Source organism: Paenibacillus sambharensis (genome assembly GCF_003233845.1).
GTDB classification, from domain to species: Bacteria; Bacillota; Bacilli; order Paenibacillales; family Paenibacillaceae; genus Paenibacillus_I; species Paenibacillus_I sambharensis.
The window spans coordinates 81,301-103,976 of record NZ_QKRB01000010.1; the positions used below are offsets into that span (position 1 = coordinate 81,301).

The window sequence follows — 22,676 nt, forward strand, 5'->3', positions numbered from 1 at the left end:
TAGGCGGCTAATATCCACATGTTATATCCAGATCTGGAAACGGGCAAGCACCAAATGAACCAGTCAGCAGAATCGCTGAATATGCGGTTATTTCCAGGCTGCTGTTGAGATAATAAGGGCATTAAACTTGGTAAACTGCCGGCTAGTCAGCGGAGGCAGACCGGGCAGAGGAGGCTTCGAATATGCCGAGCAGCATAGAATCCGTCATTTTGACAGAGGAAGAAGTCCCTCCCTATGCGGCAGGCTGCATGAAATGCGAGCTGGCGGGGCAAAGGCGCCGCATGGTATGGGGTGAGGGAAATCCCGGAGCTCCTGTCTTCATTCTGCTGGACAATCCGGGAGCGCGTGAAGACAAGGATGGACAGGCATTCGTCTGCGGAACGCGAGACACGCTGCAGCAGGGACTGCGGGAGACCGGAATAGCGCTGGATCAAATCTATGTGAGCTACCTGCTGAAGTGCAGGCCGATCCGCGCTTATGACAAGCCGGCTGCAAGAGCGGCCTGCTCTCCCCATCTGGCCTTCCAGCTGGAGCGGCAGAAGCCCCGCATCCTGCTGGGACTTGGCAATACCGTTGTGCAGGAGCTGTACCAATCTGAAGAGAAGGATGTTAAGAGCCTGCGCGGGCGGTGGCATGACTATGAGGGCATCCCTGCGGTGTTCTCCTATCATCCGCTTGCTGTGCGCAGACGGCCGGTGCTTATGAGATATCTGCTGGAGGATCTGGCGCTTGTACGCGAGAAGCTGATGGTTCTGGCCCCGTGATGCCGGGCTCGAATTGACGGCTGTCCCTGAATTTCTTCGGGGTCATGCCGGTGAGCTGCTTGAACACCCTCGTGAAATAGCTCTGATCGGGGAAGCTGAGGAGCGTATAAATCTTGGTAATCGAGTAATTGGTCAGCGCGAGCAGGTTCTTGGCCTCCTCAATTCGAACGTTCTGAATATACCGGCTGAGAGGGACCCCGACTTCCTGCTTGAAGAGCGCAGACACGTAAGTAGGGTGAAGCCCGGTAAGGTGGGCGAGCTTATCCAGGGTAATGGCTTCATACAGATGATTGAAAATATAGTTGATACACAGGGTCACGGCCCTGCTGTAGCGGTTGTTGTGTGCTTCCTTGACGCGTGATGCGAAGGTATACAGGGCGTCATTCGACAGCTCGCGGATTGTGGAAGGCTCAGTCAGGTCTTCAACCCGCTGAATGTACAGGTCGCTCAAGGTAAAGGCGATTTCGGAATGAAGCCCGCCCTGAATAGCCGCTCGGGTAGCAAGTGTCACAACGGCAATGAAGAGATTCTTCTGGCTGCGCAGGTAGCTCGACCTGGACAATACCCCAACCTGCTCTTCGGCCATGGCCTGCTGATGCTCCGCAAGCGCATCCGGCTGGCCCCTGCGCACACAATCAAACAGCCGGAGCTCGATCACCGGATCGTGGTGGAAGCTGATATTTTCACGTACCTTGGAGAAGGCCAGCAGCGGTTCATCAATCTCCACAGCGGCGCTCGGCTGCCTATTGGCGCTGAGAAGCTCTTCATAGCTCAAGCGAACACCATAGACGAGATAATGAAGCATAAGGCTGGCACGCTGCAGGCTCTCCTCGCTCATGCCGCGCAGAGACTGATAGTACATAAGGACAGCGGTCTGGCCTATGATGCCGGACTGGTCTTTAACCAGGCCTTTCATATGTGCATCTGTGAGTCTCGCCTGCAGGAGAGGGCCGACGATGTACATCCCCAGGCAGCGGCCTTCCTGAATATCGTTCATGAAGACGAATTGCTCCAGATAGGGGGTCACCGCAAGCCTTGGGAGGGGGGATGAGATATTTCCTTCATGCCCGCAAAGCCGGAGCAGCTCTTCCCACGACGAGTAGAAAGGGTTGGCTCGGTGAAAGGCGGGTGATTCATACAACGTATCCCCGCTGGCGGACAAGTAGTGAACCGGAACGCGGAAGGTTTCATGCATAAGCGTTGCAATCTCTGCGATCTCTGCAATTGCTGACTCATCCACTGTGTTTCCTCCCAACCGTATAGTTAAGCTTCTGGAGTATTTAAATAACAATAAAAATATTAAGAAAGTACAATAATCATATCACAAAATCCCGTATGCTAACTGTTGTAAGCGCTATAAAAAATGAAGTCCAGCCATACCTGCCTTATAAACCGCTAAGGAGGAATAGATGTGAATAAGCGTATACAAGAATTGATTGCAGAGATGACCCTAGAGGAAAAAGCGGGCCTCTGCTCAGGGAAAAACTTCTGGGAGCTGAAGGGCGTCGAACGCCTCGGCATTCCCTCGATCATGGTTACCGACGGTCCTCACGGGCTGCGCAAGCAGGAGCAGGGGGCAGATCATCTGGGCCTGTTCAACAGCGTGCCGGCAACCTGTTTCCCCACTGCAGCAGGTCTTGCGAGCACATGGGACCGGGAGCTGATCCGCAGCGTCGGCGAAGCTCTTGGCGAAGAGTGCCAAGCGGAGGGTGTATCCGTGCTGCTCGGTCCAGGCGCCAATATTAAGCGGTCTCCGCTCTGCGGTCGGAATTTCGAGTATTTCTCGGAGGATCCATATTTATCGTCAGAGCTTGCCGCCAGCCATATCCAGGGTGTTCAGAGCCAAGGGGTGGGAACGTCGCTGAAGCATTTTGCAGCTAATAATCAGGAGCACCGCAGGATGTCGGTGGATGCTGTGATCGATGAACGAACGCTGCGGGAGATTTACCTGGCGAGCTTCGAGACGGCCGTTAAGGAAGGCAGGCCTTGGACAGTTATGAGCGCCTATAATAAGGTCAACGGGACGTATGCCTCGGAGAACGAATGGCTGCTGACGAATATTTTACGCGATGAATGGGGCTTCGATGGGTTTGTGGTCTCCGACTGGGGTGCAGTGGATGAGCGGGTTAGCGCTCTGCGTGCCGGACTGGAACTGGAGATGCCTTCGAGCAGCGGACTTGGCGATCACAAAATCATCGAAGCCGTTAAGGATGGCTCTCTATCGGAGGAAGTGCTGGACCGGGCGGTGGAGCGGCTGCTGACGATTATTCTGCGGGCGGACGGCAGTAAGAAGCCGAACGCGGAGTACGATAAGGAGCAGCATCACCGGCTTGCCCGCCGGGCAGCCGGCGAGAGCATGGTTCTGCTTAAGAACGAGGACGGCATTCTGCCGCTTGGAAAGAACAGCAGGCTGGCGGTAATTGGCCAGCTGGCCATGCAGCCGCGGTTTCAGGGAGGCGGCAGCTCGCATATCAATCCCACCAAGCTGGATATTCCCTTCGAGGAAATCAGCAAGCTGATGGCAGACAGCGGCAGTGTAACATACGCGCAGGGCTATAAGCTGGAACAGAATGTGACGGATACGGCGCTGCGGGATGAAGCGGTGGCTGCCGCTGCGGCTGCAGAGACAGCAGTCCTGTTCGTCGGCCTGCCGGACCGGTTCGAGTCGGAGGGCTATGACCGTGAACATCTGCAGATGCCGGATAACCACGGGGAGCTGATTGAAGCAGTGGCTGCGGTGCAGCCGAACCTGGTCGTGGTGCTGAGCAACGGCGCGCCAATCGAGATGCCGTGGATCGGCAGCGCCAAGGCCGTGCTGGAAGGCTACCTCGGCGGGCAGGCATTTGGCGGGGCGGCTGCAGATGTGCTGCTCGGTGACGTCAATCCGAGCGGCAAGCTGGCGGAGACCTTCCCCGTGAAGCTGCAGCATAATCCTGCTCAGCTCAATTTTCCGGGTGAGGGCGACAGGGTGGAATACAAGGAAGGGATCTTCGTCGGCTACCGCTTCTATGATGCGCAGGGCATCGAGCCCCTGTTCCCGTTCGGGTATGGGCTTAGTTACACCGAGTTTGCCTACAGCGGCTTGATGGTTTCCCGTTCAGAGATGACAGACCAGGATACAGTCGAGGTTACGGTAACGGTGAAGAACGTCGGTGCCGTGGCAGGCAAGGAAGTCGTGCAGCTCTATGTGCGCGATGAGAAGAGCACGGCGATCCGGCCGGACAAGGAGCTGAAGGGCTTCGCGAAGGTGGAGCTGCAGCCGGGCGAGCAGAAGCAGGTATCTTTTACACTCGGCAAGCGGGCCTTCGCTTATTACAATACGGAGCTTCAGGACTGGCATGTGGAGACCGGGGGCTTCCAGATTCTCATTGGCAAATCATCGAGAGAGATCGTGCTGCAGGAGCAGCTTCACGTAAGCTCGACTGCTGCCGTCCGCAAGGTCGTGACTCGCAATACACCGGCAGGCGATCTGCTGGAGGATCCGAGGCTTGCTCCGATTTTCCGGGATGTCATGGCGAAGGCGAATGAGGGAAGCCCTTTTGCCAGCATGACTGAGGGAGATGAAGGCTACGAGATGTTTAAAGCGATGATGCGGTTCATGCCGCTGCGCGGCCTCGTTGCCTTTAATCCGGAGAAGTTTACGGAGGAAATGCTGAACGGGCTGCTGACGAAACTGAACAGCGTGGAGTAAGTGTGGTGGAATGATTGGAAGTCGCAGGCTCTTGAATCTTTAAGTTATCTTACGGGTATCAGAAGAATAAAGAGGGAGTATGGGCTGGACGCCCTGTATAGGGCGTCAGCTTTGCAGGTAACAGGTGATATTCCCCACACTAATGGCGATGACTAGGGAGGGGTCGTAATGAACAAGAGGGAAAAGATCTTGCAAGAGGAGTATAAAAGAAATCCGTTTTTAAATTTTTCACATTCGCTTGGGCGGGCATGGATCGGTTACCAGTCAGGATGCTTAACTACGATTTTTAGTATTGTTATCATCGTAGTGTTGTTTTTCCTGTTGAGTAGATAAAGATGCTCAGGTAACCAACGCCTATTCTACAGTGGCAAATCCCGCCGCCTGAAAGCAGCGAAGCTTACTGCATAAAGTGCGGCACCCGTTACAGCCAATATAGCGGCCAGCAGTCCAACCGGAGTGTCGCCCTGAACAATGGACATGGGCTGGAACACGCTGAACAGTGAGAGATTCTTGAGCCAGCTGAGCTCTGACGAGGAGTTGGCGGCGATACCGCAGAGGTACATGAACAGCGTCAGTCCGCCTGATGCGGATATGGCCTGCTTCGACTCGTTGAAGACCGATGAGGACAGGAACGCATACCCGCTGACAACGAAGAACAGCAGGAAAGCGATCAGGTTAACTTGGATGAATACAGATACGTCCACCTCTGCACCGCCAGTTACCTGGGAAATGCCCAGCAGGCCTGCAGCAGTAAGCACGATGGCAATAACCAGCAGGGAAACGAGCAGCACAGCGGCTTGCGTCCGTGCGACTCTTCCTCTAGATACCGGGGTAGCCAGCAGATACGCCATAGAACCGCGGTCCACGAGACTTGCCATCAGTTGATTGGCGACAATCAGGCAGAAGATGGCCATGAATACCAGGAAGGTAACGCCGTAGAAGCCCGTGGACAGGAAGCCTTCGATCGTTTGCGGTCCGTCTAGCAGGCCAAGTGCTTCACGCATGCCCTCCGGCAGCGCGCTGAACGGGTCGGATTCACCGCTTGGGTCGTACATATAGGCTGTAATAAGCAGGTAGAAGACCATGACGAGGGAGAAGCCGAGGAGCAGCTTGAGTGTCTTCTTCATCGAAGCCTTGAACAACGGTAAGCTGATCATTTTGCCATCCCCCGATCGTAGTAATCCATGAACATCTCTTCGAGGCTCTGCTGCCGGATGTCGATGTTGGCAATGCCGCAGCGGGCCAGAGCCTGCACAAGCGCTTCATAATTGCCTTGAACTTCGACGGTGACTATGAACTCCTGTACGGCTATAATGCGCAGACCGGACTGCTGCAGCTGCAGAACATCATCCTGGCTCTTCACCGTTATCGCAAACATCTTCTGCCGGGACGATTGAAGGCTGTGTATATTCTCGATTGCCGCCAGGCGCCCGTCCTTGATGATACCAACCGTATCGCAGGTGCGTTCAATTTCCTCGAACAGATGGGAAGACATGAAGATGGTTTTGCCGCGGGCCTTCTCCTCCAGAATGAGCCGGATGAATTCACTCTGCATAAGCGGGTCAAGGCCGGACGTGGGCTCGTCGAGAATTAGGATATCGGGGTCATGCATGAAGGCTGCCACGATGCCGACCTTCTGTTTCATTCCCTTGGACATCTTCTTGATCGGTGTCTTCACATCGAACTGGAAGCGGTCAATAAGCTGCTTGCGCTTCGCCGTGCTTCTCATCTTTCGCATGCCGCCCAGCAGGTCAAGCATCTCACTCCCGTTCAGCCCCTCGACAAAAGCGATCTCGCCCGGCAGATAGCCGACGAATTGCTGTATCTCCGCGCTCTGGCTCCAGCAGTCCAGCCTGCGGATGCTGGCAGAGCCGCCAGAGGGCTTCATGAAGCCCATCAGATGGCGGATGGTCGTCGATTTTCCCGCCCCATTAGGACCGAGATAACCGAACACCTCGCCTTCCCTGACTTCCAGTGACAGATCGAAGATACCCTTGCCGGGACCGAAGGACTTGCTTAGACGGTTCAGCTTTATGCTCATGGCGTCCCTTCTCTCTAAATGAAATGAATAAGTCGTGTATATATCATTCATAATATTAGCTGTGCGGAGCAAATGTCAATACGTTTTGAATAATATATGTTGAAACCGTTCAAAACATCCTTTAAGCTATTAGAAGAGGTGAGAAAGTTGGACGGTTATCAGCTGCGAACGGAGAAGAAGAAGGAGAAGGTTCGCCAAGCGGCGATTGAATTATTTACGAGTTACGGTATTGAGAAGGTAAGTCTTGCGGAAATAGCCAAGAAGGCGAATGTATCGCCGGTAACGATATATAATCATTTTGGCACGAAGGATGAGCTGGTCAAGCAGGTGATCCGTTCTTACTTGCAGCAGGAGTGGGAGGACCGGGTAGCGGTTACCAGCCAGCCTGGACTTAGCTATCCGGCTAAGATTGAGCGGCTAATCTTCGAAACGACGGATGTATCCCGTAAGCTAAGCCCGGACTTCTTGAATGCATTGATGCAGGATGAAGGAGTCAGAGGGGTGATTGAGGAGCTGTACCGCGAGTACATCCCTTTCATGATCGGCCTGCTGGAGGAAGGCAAGCGGGAGGGGTATATCGACCCGTCCATCTCGAACGAGTCCATTATGGCGTATTTAAACATTTTGCAGAATGCAATGAACCAGTTTGAGTTTTCCCCGGACAAAGAGAAGAATTCGAAGCTTGCTGAGGATTTGTCCAAAATGTTCTTCTACGGCCTGCTGAACAGGCGAGACGGGTAAAAGGAGCACGGCAATGATTTATTTGAGGAGCTTCAAGCTGTCAGATTATACGGATCGAAACCCCAACATCTACCCTGATTATGTATTCAAGCATGTGGCTGGAGAGGTGTTTCTGTTTGACCGGATTACGGTGCTGTATGGCAATAACGGCAGCGGAAAATCCACGCTGCTCAATGTGATAGCGAACAAGCTGGGAATCTCCGGGGCGGAAAGAATGACAAGCTCTGGGGACGGTATGTATGCTCGGCGTTTCCTCGATTTGAGCAGCTATCAGCTTGGGGCTGATGAGCAGGATAAGGAAATCAGGCAGCTTCCGGAAGGAAGCCGGTATATGAAATCAGAGGATATCTTGTATGAAATCAAGAAGATACAGCAAGACTCCGTGCTGCGTGAGGATATCCTATATCAGCAGATGAACAAAGGGATGAGCAAGGCGCAGGCGGCTGAGTATGAAACGACGTATGAGTACAAGAAGAAGCTGGAGATCATTCAATTCTCCCAAGAAAAATATTCGAACGGGGAAACGTCCATGCAGTTCTTCGAGGAGTATCTGCTGCCTGGGCAGCTGTATCTTTTGGACGAGCCGGAAACATCACTTTCTCCTGCCAATCAGATCAGGCTGGCCGAGCAAATCAATGAGCTGGCGCGATATCTGGATAAAAAATTGTGGAACTTACTTACTCACTATATAAGTATACCCCCCACACATTTGATGTGAGACTGTCACCTTTCCCACAATATAATTCCGGTAATTACTTGTTTGTTACTATATTTAATAGCTTCTTTAGTGGTTGGGATTAATAATCCATAAATTCAATAACCAGAGGATTAGCGTTTCCTCTGGTTTATTCCTTATTTCAGAAGAGAGACGGTGAATTAGAAGTGAATAGCATAAGGACAAAAGTCATGTTAGCATCTGCTGTGTGCGCAATCATGTTGACAACGCCCGCATGCAGCAGCCCATTTTCCGACCGCAGTATACAGAGTACAGAGAACCAAGTGAACAACCAGCATGAAAGAAGAGATGAATCGAAAGAGGACAATGCGTATATTCAAAGAGCTGAGGAAAAGGAGACTATAGAGGAACAGATCAAGAGTGCCTTTTACTTCCTGGAGAATGAAGGGGACTTCGATAACCCGGCTGAGTTGTTGCGTTATACAATGGAAAAGCTGGAGGCTTATTTGCATCAAAGGACTACCCTGCATCTTAAGCAGGAGGACTTCTCTGAGTTATCTTCTAACCTGGATCTATTAGAACTACCGATTGGCAGAATATTTTCATACAGGGGTAGGCCCGAGATATTCGGTGAGTCTTCTGATTCCAGCTATAGTTTCCTGCAGCACACTGAAGGGAAGGAGATTAAGGTTTATCCCCTATTCCAAGCAGATACCAGACAAATCCATGAAGCCAGACAGTTCGATGAACTAATCATATTGACTGGAACTGACATGGGAGGTCGTCCGAGGCAGGCGTTTGCAGATCGTGTAAGTATCCAAGATAACACACTCGGCATTGAGTCTGCGTTGGAACCCTTCGCTGATGGAAAGTGGGAAATAAAAGAGGGGAGTGATTCCATTATGAGAGTTGACCATGAACTAACTGAAACATACCTGGCCGATTTTACAGCAGATGGTCTTACGGTGAGTTCAAATGATGGTGAAATATTAACGCTAAAGTGGAATCCTGAGAGCAATAAGATGAGGGTTGCGAAGCAGCCAGTAACGACAGTTAGTGATGAGGCCGTCCCTGGTCATCCGAGATAACCAGGGACGGCCTTAATTTTTACGTCAATTCGCCAAGCTTCTGCCTCTTTTTCTAGCGCGGCAGATCAGCCGCATACTGCTTCCGCAGCCGGCTCAGCTCCTCAAGCTTGCGCAGGCTGGCTTCCTGATTGTGCATCCCGACGGCAATGATCAGATTCTCGATCAGGAAGGTTGGCGCAACCATAGAATGGAACTCCCACATTTCCCCGCGGCTTGCGAACAGGGTATAGTCAGCCAGATCGGTAAAATCAGACACCAGCCGGTCGGTGATCAGCAGAGTCCGGTACCCGGCCTGCTTCGCCTGCTCCAGAATGACCTTCGACTCGGGCAGCATGCGGATGAAGCAGAACAGCACGACCAGATCCCGTTCCGTTACATGAATCAGATCCTCGAACAGTTCGCTGCCATTGCGCATGCGCTTCATCTCCAGCCCGAGACGGGTCATGCGGTAATAGAGCAGCTCCACCAGCCCCTGCGAAGGGCCCTGCCCATAGATGAACACCCGCTCCGCTCCGGTTAAGGCATGAACAGCCTGGTCAAACTGCCCAGCGTCAAAATGCGCCATCGTCTCCTCCAGATTGGAGACAGCCATGTCCAGGAGCTCATGCTGCCGGCGGTCCCCTTGAACTTTGTGCATGATGGATTTCATCTTCGCCGCAGGCGTAATCTCCAGCTGCTCCCGGGCCTTGGCCTTGAAGTCCTTCAGGTTGGTATAGCCAACTGACCGCCAGAAGCGGGAAACCGAAGCAATGCTGAGTCCAAGCGCATCAGCGATCTCCTGCTCGGTGGATAAGAGAACCAGCTGGGTATTCTTCTGAATATAGTCCGCAATCTTATATTGGTTCGGTGATAGGTTGCCGGTGTCCCAGTTGAACGCAGTCATCGATATCAAAGTCTCCTGTCAGGATCATATATACGGCTAGTCTATCACGGGCTAAACAGCAAGGGCAAACCGATCGCAATAGTTTGTAAATAAAATTACATAGTAACAATTAGTGTAAAAATATTAACAAAACACTAACATCACGCATATCCCCCGTTAATAAACGGTTCCTATACTGAGGTTAAATTAGCCCAGGGGGGAATGGAAGAAATGTCGCTTATGAAGCAGAGGTATGTGCTTACCCAATCACAGAAGATGATGGTTTTTATTCTATCGATGTCACTATACGGATTGTCGAACATGATAACCGAGCTGATTCCGGAGTTCCGGTTTGGCCCCATTGAGCTTTCGGTGGAATACTTCGCGTTTATCCCGCTGACGTTGTGTATCCTGTTTCATCCGCTGTATGCGGCTGTCGGGGCATCGCTTGGCGAGGTTATATTTGGCGAAATCATGCTGGGACAGTTCGGCGGCCTCGGGGAGCTGGAAAAATTCCTCGCATTCTCGCTCGCGATGTTCATCGCAGGCTCGCTTGTGCGCGATCCGAAGAACAGACGTCAGGTCGGAATAGCCGCCATAACCGGCGTAGCCATTCACCAGATGATCAGCTCCATGGTTGATATCGGAAAGGTATGGGTCGGAATCGAGGAGTTGGAGGCTGTACCTGGACTTGCGGAAAGTGTGGTTGTCATTGAGGGCGTGTCGTTCCTGAACGATGTCCTGTTCTCCGGCATTCTGTTCGCGCTCCTGCCGACCATGTACCTGGTGCCAAGACTCTATGGGAAAATCGAACCCCTGCTCGGCATGAAGCCTCGCGACAATAAGATGCGGTACTCCATCGGCCAGATTCTGGGCCCGCGCGTTATTGTACTCTCCATTGTGGCAGCCTGCGGAGCCTTTATCGCGGAATTTATGGCGGAGTCGGACATGGCCCTCATTGAATGGGATGCGGACTTCGTTGACACCTATGGCGATTGGTTCATCTGGGTGAGTATTGGTGCCGCAGCACTGGTGGCGCTGGTCACTATCCTAGTGATGGTAAGCCGCAGACGGAATGCGGGCGGGAAAGGCGTCAGCCATGGATGAGCAGCAGGCTGTCATCCGCATCGATGATTTGACATTCACCTATCCCGGTGCAGAGGAGCCTGCACTCCGCAATGTGTCGCTATCGATCGACAAGGGAGATTTCGTGGCCATCATTGGCGGCAACGGCAGTGCCAAGTCGACCCTCTGCAAGACGATGAACGGCTTGATTCCCCACTTCTACACCGGGGATTACGCCGGCGAGGTGACGATTGCCGGTTTGCGTACTGATGAGCACTCCGTATCCGAGCTGTCGCGTCATGTAGGATATGTCTACCAGGACTTCGAGAACCAGCTGGTTCGTCCGACTGTGCTGGATGATGCAAGCTTCGCCCCGCTTAATTACGGGATGCGCAATTACAAGGAACGCGGCATGCAGGCGCTGGCGATGGTAGGACTGGATGCGAGCCCCCGGGAGTTCATCTGGCAGCTGAGCGGCGGCCAGAAGCATCTGCTCGCCTTGGCGGGAGCCGTGTCGCTCGGACCGGATATTCTAATTGTAGACGAGCCTATCGCGCAGCTTGACCCCTGCCATGCCAGAGAGATCTATGAGCTGCTCCGGCGCTTCAACGAACAGCATGGGATGACCATTATTGTCATCGAGCATCATACCGAATTTATTGCGGATTACTGCGAGCATGTCGTTCTGATGGCAGGCGGGCGTCTCGTGTGGAAAAAGCCGGTGCACGAGGCGCTGAATCAGGTGGGCGAGCTGCTGTGCCATGATGTGTTCCCGCCGCAGGTGACACAGGCCGCTCATAGGATGCACGGCAGTCATGGCAGGCTGCCGGTCACGCTGGAGGAGGCGGAGCAGTATTTTGGCCCGGTAAATGGTAGCGTCCCCGCAGCGGCAGACGTTCTTGCAGTGCCTGAGCTGATTCGCAGAGACCAGCCGGTTGTCACCACGGAGGCCGCTTCCTTCTCTTACAAGACGGTAGAGCGCGGCAAGAAGCCGGTGCTGCGTGAGGTTTCGCTGTCCTTCTACCCCGGTGAGCAGGTGGCGCTTGTCGGCAACAACGGTGCGGGCAAATCCTCGCTGCTGCGGCTGATTACCGGTGTGACGAAGCCGGAGAGCGGCTCTGTCCACGTGAAAGGGATCGACACGCGCAGGACATCGCCAGAGAGTCTGGCAGACCTGGTCACCTATATTTATCAGAACCCGGAAGATATGTTCATTGAGGACTCGATCCGCAAGGATGTGGAGTTCTTCCTGAAGGCCCGGAAGGTAGTGGGCTATCAGGAGAAGGTGGACCGTATTCTGTCGAGCTTCAACCTCACAGGGCTGCAGGAGCGGGACGGGCGGCTGCTGAGCGGCGGGCAGCAGAGGAGGGCGTCGCTTGCGATCGGGGTGGCGATGGACCCGTCGATCATTCTGCTGGATGAGCCAACCGCCAGCCTGGATATTGCCACCCGCAAGGACATCGTCAGCATGCTGGCAGAGGTAAGACGGCATGTGGACACGGTTATCATTGCTACGCATGACATGCAGCTGGTGGCCGAGTGGGCGAGCCGGATTATCGTGATGCATGAGGGGCAGGTCATCCATGACGGGACGCGAGAGAGCGTATTCGGAGACCCGTATCTGCTTGCGCAGGCGGGCTTGACCGCCCCGCAGATCGTGGAGCTCAGCAGGCGGATGGGCATGCAGCCGCTGTGTTATACCGTAGAGGAGTTCGCAGCCCGCTGCAGAGCGGGCCGGGAAGAGGAGGTGGCCAGGAATGGAGCAGGTGCGCAAGCTATTGGATAAAATCTCGGTGGAGCAGATCAAGATTGAGCTGCTGAACACCGCTTACGGCAATGCGAATACGCTGCTTGCCAGACTGGACCCCCGGACGCTGTTCATCTGGTACCTGTTCTTCGGCATTGCGCCGTGGTTCATTCATCAGGAGCCGGTCCTGCTCGGCATGTTCGTCTTCATGGTCATCACGACGGTCATGTCGCGGATCAGCCCGCTTATTATCGCCATCCTCTGTATGGGTCTGCTCAGTCAGGCGGGCTACATGCTGGTGGCATCGTGGTTCTTCGGGGGCAACTGGGACACGATCATGCCGCTCGCTGTGCTGACGCTCAAGCTGTCCGTTATTTCACTGGCGAGTGTAACGGCCTTTTGCGCGATGGACCCCGAGAAGCTGAGCGACGGCCTCCTCAAGGTTGGCGCTCCGGCCAAGGTGTCCTTCGGCATCGCCTACGGCTACCGGATGCTGCCAAACCTGCTGGATGAATATCATCATATCTTCTTATCGTTCCGCCTGAGGGGCAAGGCGCCGGAGAAGCATGGCATCTTGTACTGGCGGAGTGTCATCTATTTTGTCAAAATTGCGGTGCTCTCGTTCTATCCGCTGCTGCTCAGCATGGCCAAGCGGGCCCGTACCACGGTAGAGGCACTGGAGACCAAGGGCTTCTCGTATGCCGGCTACGATGCGGAGGTCCGCAGGATCAAGCTGGCTCATCTGCGCATGCAGGGGCGGGATTATCTGTTTCTGGCCGTTTCGGCCTTATATGTTGTGCTGCTGTTCAGCCTGACCTGATAACGGGAGCATAGCATGCCTCTGAAACTGATCGGATTTGCGATTACTTCACTTAGAGAACAAGGAGACTGCCATGATTATTGATTTTCACACCCATATTAAGCTGTCGAAGAAAACACGCTTTGACCGGAACTATTTCGAGGAGATGATTCGCGAGGCGAAGGCTAATGGGCTGGACGCCCTGGCGATAACCGAGCATTTTAATACGCTGGTATTTGAAGAGATTTACGAGACGCTGGACCGGCATTATCCCTACCGCTATGGCTATTACGAGGTCGAAGGCGTACGGCTGTTTCCCGGTATCGAGGTCGATATTCAGGAGACGGGCCACATTCTGATCATCGGGGACCGGGCGGATATCGTTGCGATGCGGTCGAGGCTGAGCGGCCATACGGAGGAGAACGCTTTTATCCCGTTCCGGGAGCTTCTGGATCTGGCGGAGCAGTATAATGTGCTGAAAATCGGAGCGCATCCATTCCGTGAGGGCACACCGCTGCATCATCTCCCCGAGGAGGAGCTGCGCAGGCTGGATGCCTTCGATCTGAACGGCAAGGATCTGCATGCGCAGGGCGTGGAAGCATACAGCAAGCGGATCTATGACTTTGCGGCGAGGCTCGGCAAGCCCGTGGTAGGCGGCAGTGACACCCACCAGCATCTGCAGTACGGCTGCATTGTGAATGAGCTGACCGAAGCGTGCCACACCGTGGATGACCTGAAGCAGGCCATAGCGGGCGGCCACTATAAGATCAGCATTTCCCCGTGCCTGGATGTGAAGGTCAAGTCCGCGGCCCAGCTGAAGAAGCTGCTCAAGAAGGAGATGCAGGTAGCGGAGTAAGGCGTTAATCCGCAGAGAGCCAGTCTTGTACCTTTAAGCTGCTGTTCATGTGGAAGCTGACTGGTTTATCTAACGTGATTTCGGTGCCTGAAAAACTGTATCTCCACTGCTGTTGGAGGTCATCGGGCCGCAGATTAACATCCATTCGGGTGACCACGGTGAGTTCCGGGTCCGGTGTAGTCAAGGACAAACCGGCGATCCTCCGGTTTCTTTACGATGCCCATATTCCATTTGACAACAACCAGGCTGAGAAAGACTTACGAATGGTGAAGGTCAAACAAAAGGCATCAGGCTGTTTCCGCACAGAGAACGGTGCGAAGCAATTTGCTCGCATGCGGAGTGTAGTCGCCATGATACCCAAGCAGAAACGGGATATGCTGACTTCGTTAGTTTAACACCATCAGGCAATATACGCTTTAGCTAAACCTAAGTAGTAACCAGTTAGCTAGGGAAAGACCTTTGTAGCGGACCCGCGGACACAACAAATCTACTTAAAAATACAAAACTAGTTGACATATGGAACGTCCTAATACATACTAGATTGGTAGTTAATATATTCCATAAATGGAGGTTTTAGTTTTGAAACTCAAAAAAGTAGTAGCTGCAGCAGTTTTCTCATCAGTCCTGGTCGGCGCAGTCTCTGTCTCTGCTTACAGCGGAAGTTATACTTTCGACATCGGTTATCAAGTTTCGGGAACGACCAAGCATTCTTTAGCAAGCAAATCTACGTCTACAACTGTGTCAGCTCAATCTTACTATCATAGCGGAAATATACACCCAGATAAAGATGCTTACTCTGTCCAACTCTATAAAAATTGGACCACCTACTATACCATTTCAAATTTAGTTGCTGACAACGTATCTGTGACTAAACAATTTGGTACAATAAGTGCTGGCGATTATACCATTAATGTGACAAAAAATGGTGGTAAGGCAGATAAAATTATAGGCTCTGGGACTATTAACCAGTAATTATGGTGCATCCAAGAAAACCTGCTAAAGTGGGTTTCCTTGGATGCAATTACTTCATTTTTATATATCAAGATTAAAAGGAACTCGTTGGAGGGTAATATGGCAATCTTGTATGACATGAGTACTTTTGTTTTCCCGCTACTTTTAATATATGTTTTCATAAGGCTTTTCTATATCAGAAAGGCTAAGATAAACTTCATGAGAGAGTTGTTTTTGACTAGCTTCTACATATATCTTTTTTCTTTAATTTTTATTGTGTGGATAAGGGGGAGTGGGCACAACGAACAACTTCAATATAACTTTATCCCATTAAAGACTATTATAGACTATATCGGTTTTAATTCTAAATTTATAGCTCTACAAAATATAATTGGAAATATACTGATTACCCTTCCCTTAGGTTTCTACGCCGTCTTTATCTTCCGTCCTTTTAAGGATATAAAGGCTATTGTTTGTTTTTTCATCTTCTCAGTTACAATAGAGCTTGGTCAGTATCTACTATTCAAGCTCGGTTTGGGCTCTCGCTCAGTTGACATAGATGATGTTATTTTGAATACAACTGGCTCTGCTGCCGGTTACTATATAGCCAAGATATTAAGCTTGAGATTAAATACTGCGGGATATTTAAATAATTCGAGAAAAGGACTATAGCTATGACTGCTCTATTGAAAGCAACCGGAATCAGCAAAAAGTATCACCCGGCAAGCAACACACCGGAATTGGCTCTCTGCTCCCTAACTCTGGAGAAAGGTAGGACTTATGTGATTAAGGGGAGGAGTGGCTCAGGAAAAACGACGCTGTTGAATCTGCTTGGCGGTATGGATAAACCGAGTACCGGGAGCGTCTATTACAATGGGAAGTCGTTCTACGACCTGTCTGACCGGGAACAGTCTGCAATACGCAACAAGAATTTTGGGTTTGTGTTTCAATCTTTCAATTTAATTCCGGAGCTTACGGCATATGAAAACATCGAGCTACCTCGCTTTTTCAACCGGAACTGTATAATTACCTCCTCTGCAATCTCTACTGTAGCTGAGGAGATGAAAATCGGCTCGCTGCTACATCGTAGAACCTATGAGCTATCCGGCGGTGAACAGCAGCGAGTGGCGATTGCCCGAGCCTTAATAACGTCCCCGGATATGATTTTCGCGGATGAACCAACCGGCAACCTAGATTCGGCTGCCAGCCGAATGGTGGCGGATTTGCTTGTTAAAACCGTAAAGAGTCGTCAGGCGACCCTCGTTTTGGTCACTCACGAGGACAACCTGATCTATAGCGAGCATATCCAGCTAAACATTCGAGACGGGCATGTCGGGGCGATGGAGGTATGCAATGGTTCCCTTGGCATTTAAGCTGCTCATGGCGAGGAAGAAATGGTTCCTCACCATGGTCATCAGCTTTGCCGTAGTTCTAACTTCAGTTACGACAATTCTTTCTTCTTCACGAATGATTCAGGGTGAAATTACTCGGACGGCCATCGAACAATATGGGCAATTTTCCTGTGTTTTACTAGACAAGCCAAAGGAACAGGCCGATGATTCATATGGGCAATTTGTTCTAACAGGCTCAATTCAAGTTTCGGAAAGCCGGACAGCCGCAATTGGTTGGGTAAACAGTGAATATATGGATCTCGGACATCTAAAGCTAACGACCGGGCGGTTGCCGGTTACCGACAGCGAGGTCGCAATTGAACGTCATTACCTTGCTCTTCTCGATGCAGACTGGCAAGTTGGAACTGCCAAACAGCTGATAATTGATGGTGAGCCCCGGTTACTGCAGCTTACAGGAATTGTTGACAATTACTCGGCCAGATGGTCTGTCGATACGAGGAAGACAACATTTCCAAATTTGTTCGTATCTTCAGTATGGGCACAATCGAACACAACCAGCCATTGGCTTATCCCTTATAATCAAGGGGAATCCCCGAAAATCAATGAGACCAAGGCCTATCAGTTGATTAATACGTATGACAGGCATGGTTTTATTAACGATCACTTGTTCCAAAATGGTCTGAGAGATTTGGGCCCTCTAGCCATAACTTCTGTATTCATGCAGACAGCCGTTCTCATCATTTCATTATTAAGCATTGTAACCCTGCAAACATTCTATCAGGCCAAACGCCACCTGAAATATGCAGTTCTAAAATCTCTGGGAGGTACGACAGGACATCTGTATAAGCTTGGCCTGCTGCAAACAACCTTTATCTACTTCATCGGCGCAGGATTAGCTGTACCACTAACGCTGCTGCTCCAATCGTTTATGTTAAAAGGCATTTACACCGGCAACCTAATCACGGGTCATTTCTCGGATTCCTTCAGAAGCACTCTGCTGTGGGTTAGCTTGCTGTACGTGTTCATGGTCAGTTCCTCCTGCTTTGCCATTTGGCAGCACAGGGATAAGAGTATGAAGGAGATGCTTGCGGCTGGAACAAGCGGTAGCTCCCTAGCTCACGGCTGGATTGCAGCGATCCGATCATTCCGTTTTAAGCAATTGTTGCGTCAGATGGCCGTTTATCCTCAGCAGACATTTCTTTCGTTCATGACTATTACGGTAGCAATTATCGTATTACTATTTGCCAACGTATTTGCCAGAGAAGCAGCTGGGATAGGCGCAACCGACATTGATTATTACTTGTCGGCCCAGGAAACCATCTACTCAACGACGATTGATGGCCATACAGTGCTGCTGTCCCAAGATTTGACCTATTCACCTGATGAAGTGAAACGGCTTGAAGCATTGAATGGGGTTGCTCTCGTGATCAAAGAGCCGTCCATGCAGGATGTCAGGCTCTCCATCCAACGGCATACTATGACGCCTTCTTTACAGGACTGGATTGCTAAATATAGTTCGTCAATGAATCATCAAGAAGGCACTTCGGTTACGTACCAGGAGGAAGTTATCCTTCCCAATGTCCGCTATATGCTCCGCCAACCTGTAAAAGGCAGCCCAAGTCCTGAAGATGCGGAAGTTCCGTCCGTTATGTTGTACATTCAGGGGATGCCGGTGGAAGAGTGCGAAAAACTGACAGGCAGTACCCTTAAGCTCTCCAAGTCGGTGTTAGACGAGGACGGGAATCCTAGTGGGGGAAGCTGGAATTTCCTCATTGCCCAGGTTAGGGGGGAGCCGTACCAGGAATCAACGGATCATTATACTATCACCCATGATGAAATTACCATTGTGCTGGATGAAGCGTACGCGTTGGAACAAGGTATAACACGAGGATATCGGGATTTAAGTATTTACACGAAAGAACGATTAACTGTCGCTGAGAAACAACAGATCTACGATCAGGTTTATGCACTTGCAGCAGGTACACCTGGTGGATTGTTTCAACACGTCCCGGATCTCTTACAGAATTCGGCTCGAATGTCATCCATTATTTATCGGTTGGGCGCTGTTACCTTCTATACGGCTTTGATTTTATCGCTTCTGTGTCTAGCCATCGTAATGTACGGGAAATACCAACAGCATCGCAGATATTGGGGCATCTACCGGTCACTCGGCATGCGGCTCATCCATATTCACAGCTGCTTGCTTGTAGAGATGCTCGCTTACTTCATGCTCGCTGCATTGATTAGTGCCGGGTTCTATGCGCTTATGCTGCTAACCAATAACCTGTCGCATCCTACCATTGTTTATATGCGTATCTTCGTTCTAGTGCTGTCAGCCGTGTTGACCTTCATAATCGGAATATCTCTGCTGGTGAAGCGTCGTATCGGGCGGGAGGCGATTGCGGCAAAGCTCCGGATCGAAGAATGAATACTACCTTGCACTTTCCGATATCATAAAGCAGAATGTCACGGTTTTTTTTGGTGCCGCCTATTTTATGTAGGGAAAAAGTGCCTCGAACAAAGGACACTGGTACTGATGGAGGAATGCGTCCGAAGTAGAACGATTGTTATTGGGCCATGTTAGATTCTATTAATGTGAACAAACTAGAAATAAGGTGGGAATCACTTGTATTATCCTAGCTTAAATATCAGGGAAGAGAATGAAGCTTTACTGGGACAAGTATTAACAGGATTAGATGGTTTACGTACAAAAAGTGTGAACTATGCAGTTTTTCATGATCCAGGTGCCCTGGTGTAATGCGTGAGCCTTTGAGTCTGTGCCTGCGGTATACAACAAGGGGACGTTGACATTAGGTAAAGCAGGGGATGATAACGCACACACAGGGAAATTCCGGACAGAAGGACATAGGGTTGTGATCAGAACGGACAGGAATGCGGCGTGACGCCAGAGGGGGCGAAGGCTCTTCTGGAGTAGTATCTGGAGGATGAGACGGGAATGATGCAACCCTACACGATACTGGCCAAACGAATACACTATGATAAATGGGTTGAAGACCCGGCTGTACAACTTTGCGGAGGGGAAAGCGAAGAGTTCCAAGCATCAGCAGGAAGAACTGCAGAAGTACGAATAAGAAGGCAAGGTGTTATTCCGAAGCGGGATAGCGCCTTTTTATATTCAGCCAACTGGCTTAATACATGAGGCGGTAATGCCGGCAACCAACTTCTGATGTAAAAAGAATTTGACATTTTGGAAGCAGATGCTACAATAACAAGTGTAAAATACTTTTTACATTTTCAACGAGGAGGAAGCTAAAGATGGATTGGGTTAAACTTGTGTATTCAGTCGTATTGTTAGTTTGCGGGATTCTGATTTTTATTGCGCCCCTTTTTCAAAAGGGTGATGAAAGAAGGAGGTTCATCAACACGAAGGCTCAATCATACGCATTTATCGCAGTTGTAGGTATGCTGATCCTGGAGGTTGCAGAGTCAATTTATCTAACGGTTCAGGAGAACACTTCTTATAGCGGTATTGGAATTTCACCGATTATGTTTCTGACAGTGATTTCAGTTATATATGTGGTGACTTTACTCATTTACCGGAACAAATATGGTGGTTAAATGAAGAATCATATTAAGGAGCTAAGAAAATCAGCTAATTTATCCCAGGAAGAACTGGCTAAACTCTGTAAGGTAACCAGACAGACCATAAATGCAATTGAAAATGATAAATACGACCCTACTTTACAATTAGCGTTTGACATAGCCTCTATACTGAATACCACAGTGGATGAGCTTTTCGTCCGTTCATGATCCAAGTGCCCTGGTGTAATGCTGTGTAATACTGTATAATGCAGCAGCCTTCACGCCTATACTGCGGTATACAACAAGGGGACGTTGACCAATATAGGTAAAGCAGGGGATGATATCGCACACACAGGGAAATCCCGGACAGGAGGACATATGGATTGTGATCAGAACGGACAGGAATGCGGCGTGACGCCTGAGGAGACGAAGGCTCTTCTGGAGCAGTATCTGGAGGATGAGACGGAAATGCTGCGCTCCTATACGATATTGGCCGAACGAATTCACCACGACAATGGGCTGAAGACCCGGCTGTACAACTTTGCGGAGGGGAATGCGAAGCGTTCCAAGCAGCTGCAGGAAGAACTGGAGAAGTATGAATAAGACGAAGAGGCGTTGTCCCGAAGAGGGATGACGCCTTTTTTTATGACGTAATTGTAAATTCAGTTAAGGATTGGATAACGGATGGTTAATGGTAGGGGAAAAGGGGCTGCGTAGAACGGGATGCTGCATAGGAAATCATACGAGGGAGGAGATTGAGATGAATACAACAGATTATCTTGTGATGGCGGCTGCCTTGACTGCAGCTCTTCTTATGGTGCTGTTTCTCTGGCGGAAAAATGCAGGGGGTGGCGGATTACACGAAGCGGATGAAAAGACAAAGCAGCTGCTGCGGCTGTACCTGCTGCGAATCATCGCCATTATACTGGGCGCAGGTGCTGTTGGCCTTGCGGTCCTGACTTTCATGCAGCGTGAGACCGTGCCTGTAGATATACTGTGGATCTATCTGCTGGTCTTGTTGATGGCTTTGGCGGCGGGAGGCTGGTTAGCGAAGCGGCAATCGTAGATGACAGCAGCATTGAGCCTGGTTCTTGACGAGGTCACAGTTTTGCCAATTTGTCATGCGTGAAATGTGAGCTTAATCACAAATGAGCCTGGCTGTATCCGATACACTCTCCCTATCCACTACTGTAGGGAGTGAGGAATGTCATATGTTAAGCGAACAAACGATCCGCATTATCAAGTCCACCGTCCCAGTGCTGGAGACGGCGGGAGTCGAAATTACGAAGCGGTTTTATCAGATGATGTTTACCAGTCACCCGGAACTATTGAATATCTTCAATCACGCAAACCAGAAGCAGGGACGCCAGCAGACGGCACTGGCTAACGCCGTGTACGCAGCCGCTGTCCACATTGACCAGCTTCCGGCTATACTGCCTGTTGTGAAGCAGATCGCCCATAAGCACCGCAGCCTAGGCGTGAAGCCGGAGCATTATCCCATCGTCGGAGAGCATCTGCTTAAGGCGATCAAGGACGTGCTGGGCGAAGCCGCCACACCGGAAATACTGCAGGCCTGGAAGGAAGCCTATGGCGTAATCGCGGGTGTCTTCATTCAGGTAGAGGAGGAAATGTACAGCGAAGCGGAGCATCAGCCAGGAGGCTGGGAGGGCTTCCGGGCATTCCGCGTGCAGCTGAAGGAGAAGGAGAGCGAGGTTATCACGTCCTTCTATCTGGTGCCGGTGGACGGCGGCCCTGTGGCGGACTTCCAGCCGGGGCAATATGTCAGCATCAAGCTGGAGATTCCCGGAGAAGCCTACACCCATATCCGCCAGTACAGCTTGTCCGATGCCCCGCATAATCCATACTACCGGATCTCGGTTAAGCGGGAAGACGGCGCGGACTCGCGGCCTGCCGGAAAAGTATCGGCTTACCTGCATGAGCAGGTGAAGGAAGGGGACACCGTGTGGCTGTCTGCTCCGGCAGGAGATTTCGTGCTTGACGAGCAGGATACGCGTCCTGTGGTTCTCATCAGCGGAGGGGTCGGCTTGACGCCGATGGTCAGCATGCTGAACACGCTGGTTCAGCGTACACCGGAGCGGCCGGTAACGTTCATTCATGCGGCTGTAAACGGAACGGTTCATGCACTGAAGCAGCAGGTGCTGGAAACAGCGGGGAAGCATCCGCAGGTATCGGCTTACTTCTGCTACGAGCAGCCTGGTGAGGAAGACAGAGCCGCGCAGGCCTACCACAAGGAAGGCTATATTGACCAGCAGTGGCTGCAGACCGTTGTGCCGGATGCCGCCAAGGCGGTATTTTATTTCTGCGGTCCGCTTGCGTTCATGAGCGTGGTCAATCACAGCCTGAGGAAGATGGGCGTCGCGGAATCGGATATCCACTATGAATTTTTCGGGCCTGCGGGCAGCCTGGAGAGCCGTTAAGCTTCTCTTAATTCTGCTGCCGCAGCTGCTGCGGCCATGGCCATGTGTCCGAACGATGGCGG

The 22,676-nt window shown here is 51.3% G+C and carries 24 protein-coding genes; 20 read left to right on the forward strand and 4 right to left on the reverse strand.

All coding sequences use genetic code 11. The features are described from left to right. The first annotated feature begins 182 nt into the window (after positions 1 to 182). A complete protein-coding gene (locus tag DNH61_RS01420) occupies positions 183 to 764 on the forward strand; it encodes a uracil-DNA glycosylase (protein ID WP_245947848.1) in 582 nt (193 codons plus the stop codon). Here DNH61_RS01420 and DNH61_RS01425 read toward each other — a convergent pair. Next, positions 700 to 2,004 carry a helix-turn-helix domain-containing protein gene (locus DNH61_RS01425; protein ID WP_111144920.1) on the reverse strand — a complete coding sequence of 435 codons (1,305 nt, stop codon included), beginning with the start codon at positions 2,002 to 2,004 and terminating at the stop codon, positions 700 to 702. The genes DNH61_RS01420 and DNH61_RS01425 overlap by 65 nt on opposite strands. Positions 2,005 to 2,175: 171 nt before the next feature. Between DNH61_RS01425 and DNH61_RS01430 the strand changes: the two genes are divergently transcribed. Further along, positions 2,176 to 4,455 (forward strand): glycoside hydrolase family 3 C-terminal domain-containing protein, encoded by a 2,280-nt coding sequence (locus DNH61_RS01430; protein ID WP_111144921.1) that lies wholly within the window; start codon positions 2,176 to 2,178, stop codon positions 4,453 to 4,455. Between the two features lie 359 nt (positions 4,456 to 4,814). On the opposite strand, the gene DNH61_RS01435 is transcribed toward DNH61_RS01430, so the two are convergent. Next, positions 4,815 to 5,612: an ABC transporter permease subunit gene (locus DNH61_RS01435; RefSeq protein ID WP_111144922.1), complete on the reverse strand. Its 798-nt coding sequence runs from the start codon at positions 5,610 to 5,612 to the stop codon at positions 4,815 to 4,817. Then, positions 5,609 to 6,496, reverse strand: a complete 888-nt coding sequence (locus tag DNH61_RS01440; protein ID WP_111144923.1) for an ABC transporter ATP-binding protein — start codon at positions 6,494 to 6,496, stop codon at positions 5,609 to 5,611. The genes DNH61_RS01435 and DNH61_RS01440 overlap by 4 nt, the downstream gene beginning before the upstream one ends. Before the next feature lie 147 nt (positions 6,497 to 6,643). On the opposite strand from DNH61_RS01440, the gene DNH61_RS01445 reads away from it, so the two are divergent. The 3 genes from DNH61_RS01445 to DNH61_RS01455 all read left to right on the forward strand — a co-directional run bounded on the left by DNH61_RS01445 (position 6,644) and on the right by DNH61_RS01455 (position 9,001). After that, positions 6,644 to 7,237 (forward strand): TetR/AcrR family transcriptional regulator, encoded by a 594-nt coding sequence (locus DNH61_RS01445; protein WP_181438538.1) that lies wholly within the window; start codon positions 6,644 to 6,646, stop codon positions 7,235 to 7,237. 13 nt (positions 7,238 to 7,250) lie between these two features. Beyond that, the gene (locus DNH61_RS01450) at positions 7,251 to 7,955 is read left to right on the forward strand and encodes an ATP-binding cassette domain-containing protein (RefSeq protein WP_111144925.1); all 705 of its coding nucleotides are present in this window, start codon (positions 7,251 to 7,253) and stop codon (positions 7,953 to 7,955) included. A gap of 281 nt (positions 7,956 to 8,236) precedes the next feature. Then, complete coding sequence (locus tag DNH61_RS01455) at positions 8,237 to 9,001, forward strand: hypothetical protein (RefSeq protein ID WP_146240921.1); 765 nt, start codon at positions 8,237 to 8,239, stop codon at positions 8,999 to 9,001. A gap of 52 nt (positions 9,002 to 9,053) precedes the next feature. Here DNH61_RS01455 and DNH61_RS01460 read toward each other — a convergent pair whose 3' ends face one another. Continuing rightward, entirely contained in the window at positions 9,054 to 9,884 is an 831-nt protein-coding gene (locus DNH61_RS01460; RefSeq protein ID WP_111144927.1) for a MurR/RpiR family transcriptional regulator, read from the reverse strand. 210 nt (positions 9,885 to 10,094) lie between these two features. Here DNH61_RS01460 and DNH61_RS01465 point away from each other — a divergent pair, with 210 nt between their 5' ends. From DNH61_RS01465 to hmpA, 15 genes are all read left to right on the forward strand, one after another. Next, positions 10,095 to 10,970, forward strand: a complete 876-nt coding sequence (locus DNH61_RS01465) for a DUF8171 family membrane protein (RefSeq protein ID WP_111144928.1) — start codon at positions 10,095 to 10,097, stop codon at positions 10,968 to 10,970. Then, complete coding sequence (locus DNH61_RS01470) at positions 10,963 to 12,714, forward strand: ABC transporter ATP-binding protein (RefSeq protein WP_220036911.1); 1,752 nt, start codon at positions 10,963 to 10,965, stop codon at positions 12,712 to 12,714. The genes DNH61_RS01465 and DNH61_RS01470 overlap by 8 nt, the downstream gene beginning before the upstream one ends. Further along, positions 12,686 to 13,495 (forward strand): energy-coupling factor transporter transmembrane component T family protein, encoded by an 810-nt coding sequence (locus DNH61_RS01475; protein WP_111144930.1) that lies wholly within the window; start codon positions 12,686 to 12,688, stop codon positions 13,493 to 13,495. The genes DNH61_RS01470 and DNH61_RS01475 overlap by 29 nt, the downstream gene beginning before the upstream one ends. A 73-nt stretch (positions 13,496 to 13,568) precedes the next feature. Further along, positions 13,569 to 14,330: a PHP domain-containing protein gene (locus DNH61_RS01480; RefSeq protein ID WP_111144931.1), complete on the forward strand. Its 762-nt coding sequence runs from the start codon at positions 13,569 to 13,571 to the stop codon at positions 14,328 to 14,330. A gap of 47 nt (positions 14,331 to 14,377) precedes the next feature. Further along, entirely contained in the window at positions 14,378 to 14,725 is a 348-nt protein-coding gene (locus DNH61_RS26930; RefSeq protein ID WP_111144932.1) for an IS66 family transposase, read from the forward strand. Positions 14,726 to 14,909: 184 nt separating this feature from the next. Next, a complete protein-coding gene (locus DNH61_RS01490) occupies positions 14,910 to 15,302 on the forward strand; it encodes a hypothetical protein (protein WP_111144933.1) in 393 nt (130 codons plus the stop codon). Between the two features lie 99 nt (positions 15,303 to 15,401). Further along, positions 15,402 to 15,953 carry a VanZ family protein gene (locus DNH61_RS01495; protein WP_111144934.1) on the forward strand — a complete coding sequence of 184 codons (552 nt, stop codon included), beginning with the start codon at positions 15,402 to 15,404 and terminating at the stop codon, positions 15,951 to 15,953. A gap of 2 nt (positions 15,954 to 15,955) precedes the next feature. Then, positions 15,956 to 16,654, forward strand: coding sequence for an ABC transporter ATP-binding protein (locus tag DNH61_RS01500; RefSeq protein ID WP_111144935.1), 699 nt, complete (start codon positions 15,956 to 15,958; stop codon positions 16,652 to 16,654). Beyond that, entirely contained in the window at positions 16,635 to 19,061 is a 2,427-nt protein-coding gene (locus DNH61_RS01505; RefSeq protein ID WP_181438540.1) for an ABC transporter permease, read from the forward strand. Before DNH61_RS01500 ends, DNH61_RS01505 begins: the two co-directional genes overlap by 20 nt. A gap of 528 nt (positions 19,062 to 19,589) precedes the next feature. Then, a complete protein-coding gene (locus DNH61_RS01510) occupies positions 19,590 to 19,793 on the forward strand; it encodes a hypothetical protein (RefSeq protein ID WP_111144937.1) in 204 nt (67 codons plus the stop codon). A gap of 116 nt (positions 19,794 to 19,909) precedes the next feature. Continuing rightward, positions 19,910 to 20,212, forward strand: a complete 303-nt coding sequence (locus tag DNH61_RS01515) for a hypothetical protein (protein WP_111144938.1) — start codon at positions 19,910 to 19,912, stop codon at positions 20,210 to 20,212. After that, positions 20,213 to 20,404 (forward strand): helix-turn-helix transcriptional regulator, encoded by a 192-nt coding sequence (locus tag DNH61_RS01520; protein WP_111144939.1) that lies wholly within the window; start codon positions 20,213 to 20,215, stop codon positions 20,402 to 20,404. A gap of 150 nt (positions 20,405 to 20,554) precedes the next feature. Then, complete coding sequence (locus tag DNH61_RS01525; RefSeq protein WP_111144940.1) at positions 20,555 to 20,779, forward strand: hypothetical protein; 225 nt, start codon at positions 20,555 to 20,557, stop codon at positions 20,777 to 20,779. 157 nt (positions 20,780 to 20,936) lie between these two features. Continuing rightward, entirely contained in the window at positions 20,937 to 21,242 is a 306-nt protein-coding gene (locus DNH61_RS01530; RefSeq protein ID WP_111144941.1) for a hypothetical protein, read from the forward strand. A gap of 145 nt (positions 21,243 to 21,387) precedes the next feature. Next, positions 21,388 to 22,614: an NO-inducible flavohemoprotein gene (gene hmpA, locus DNH61_RS01535; RefSeq protein ID WP_111144942.1), complete on the forward strand. Its 1,227-nt coding sequence runs from the start codon at positions 21,388 to 21,390 to the stop codon at positions 22,612 to 22,614. Positions 22,615 to 22,676 lie beyond the last annotated feature (62 nt).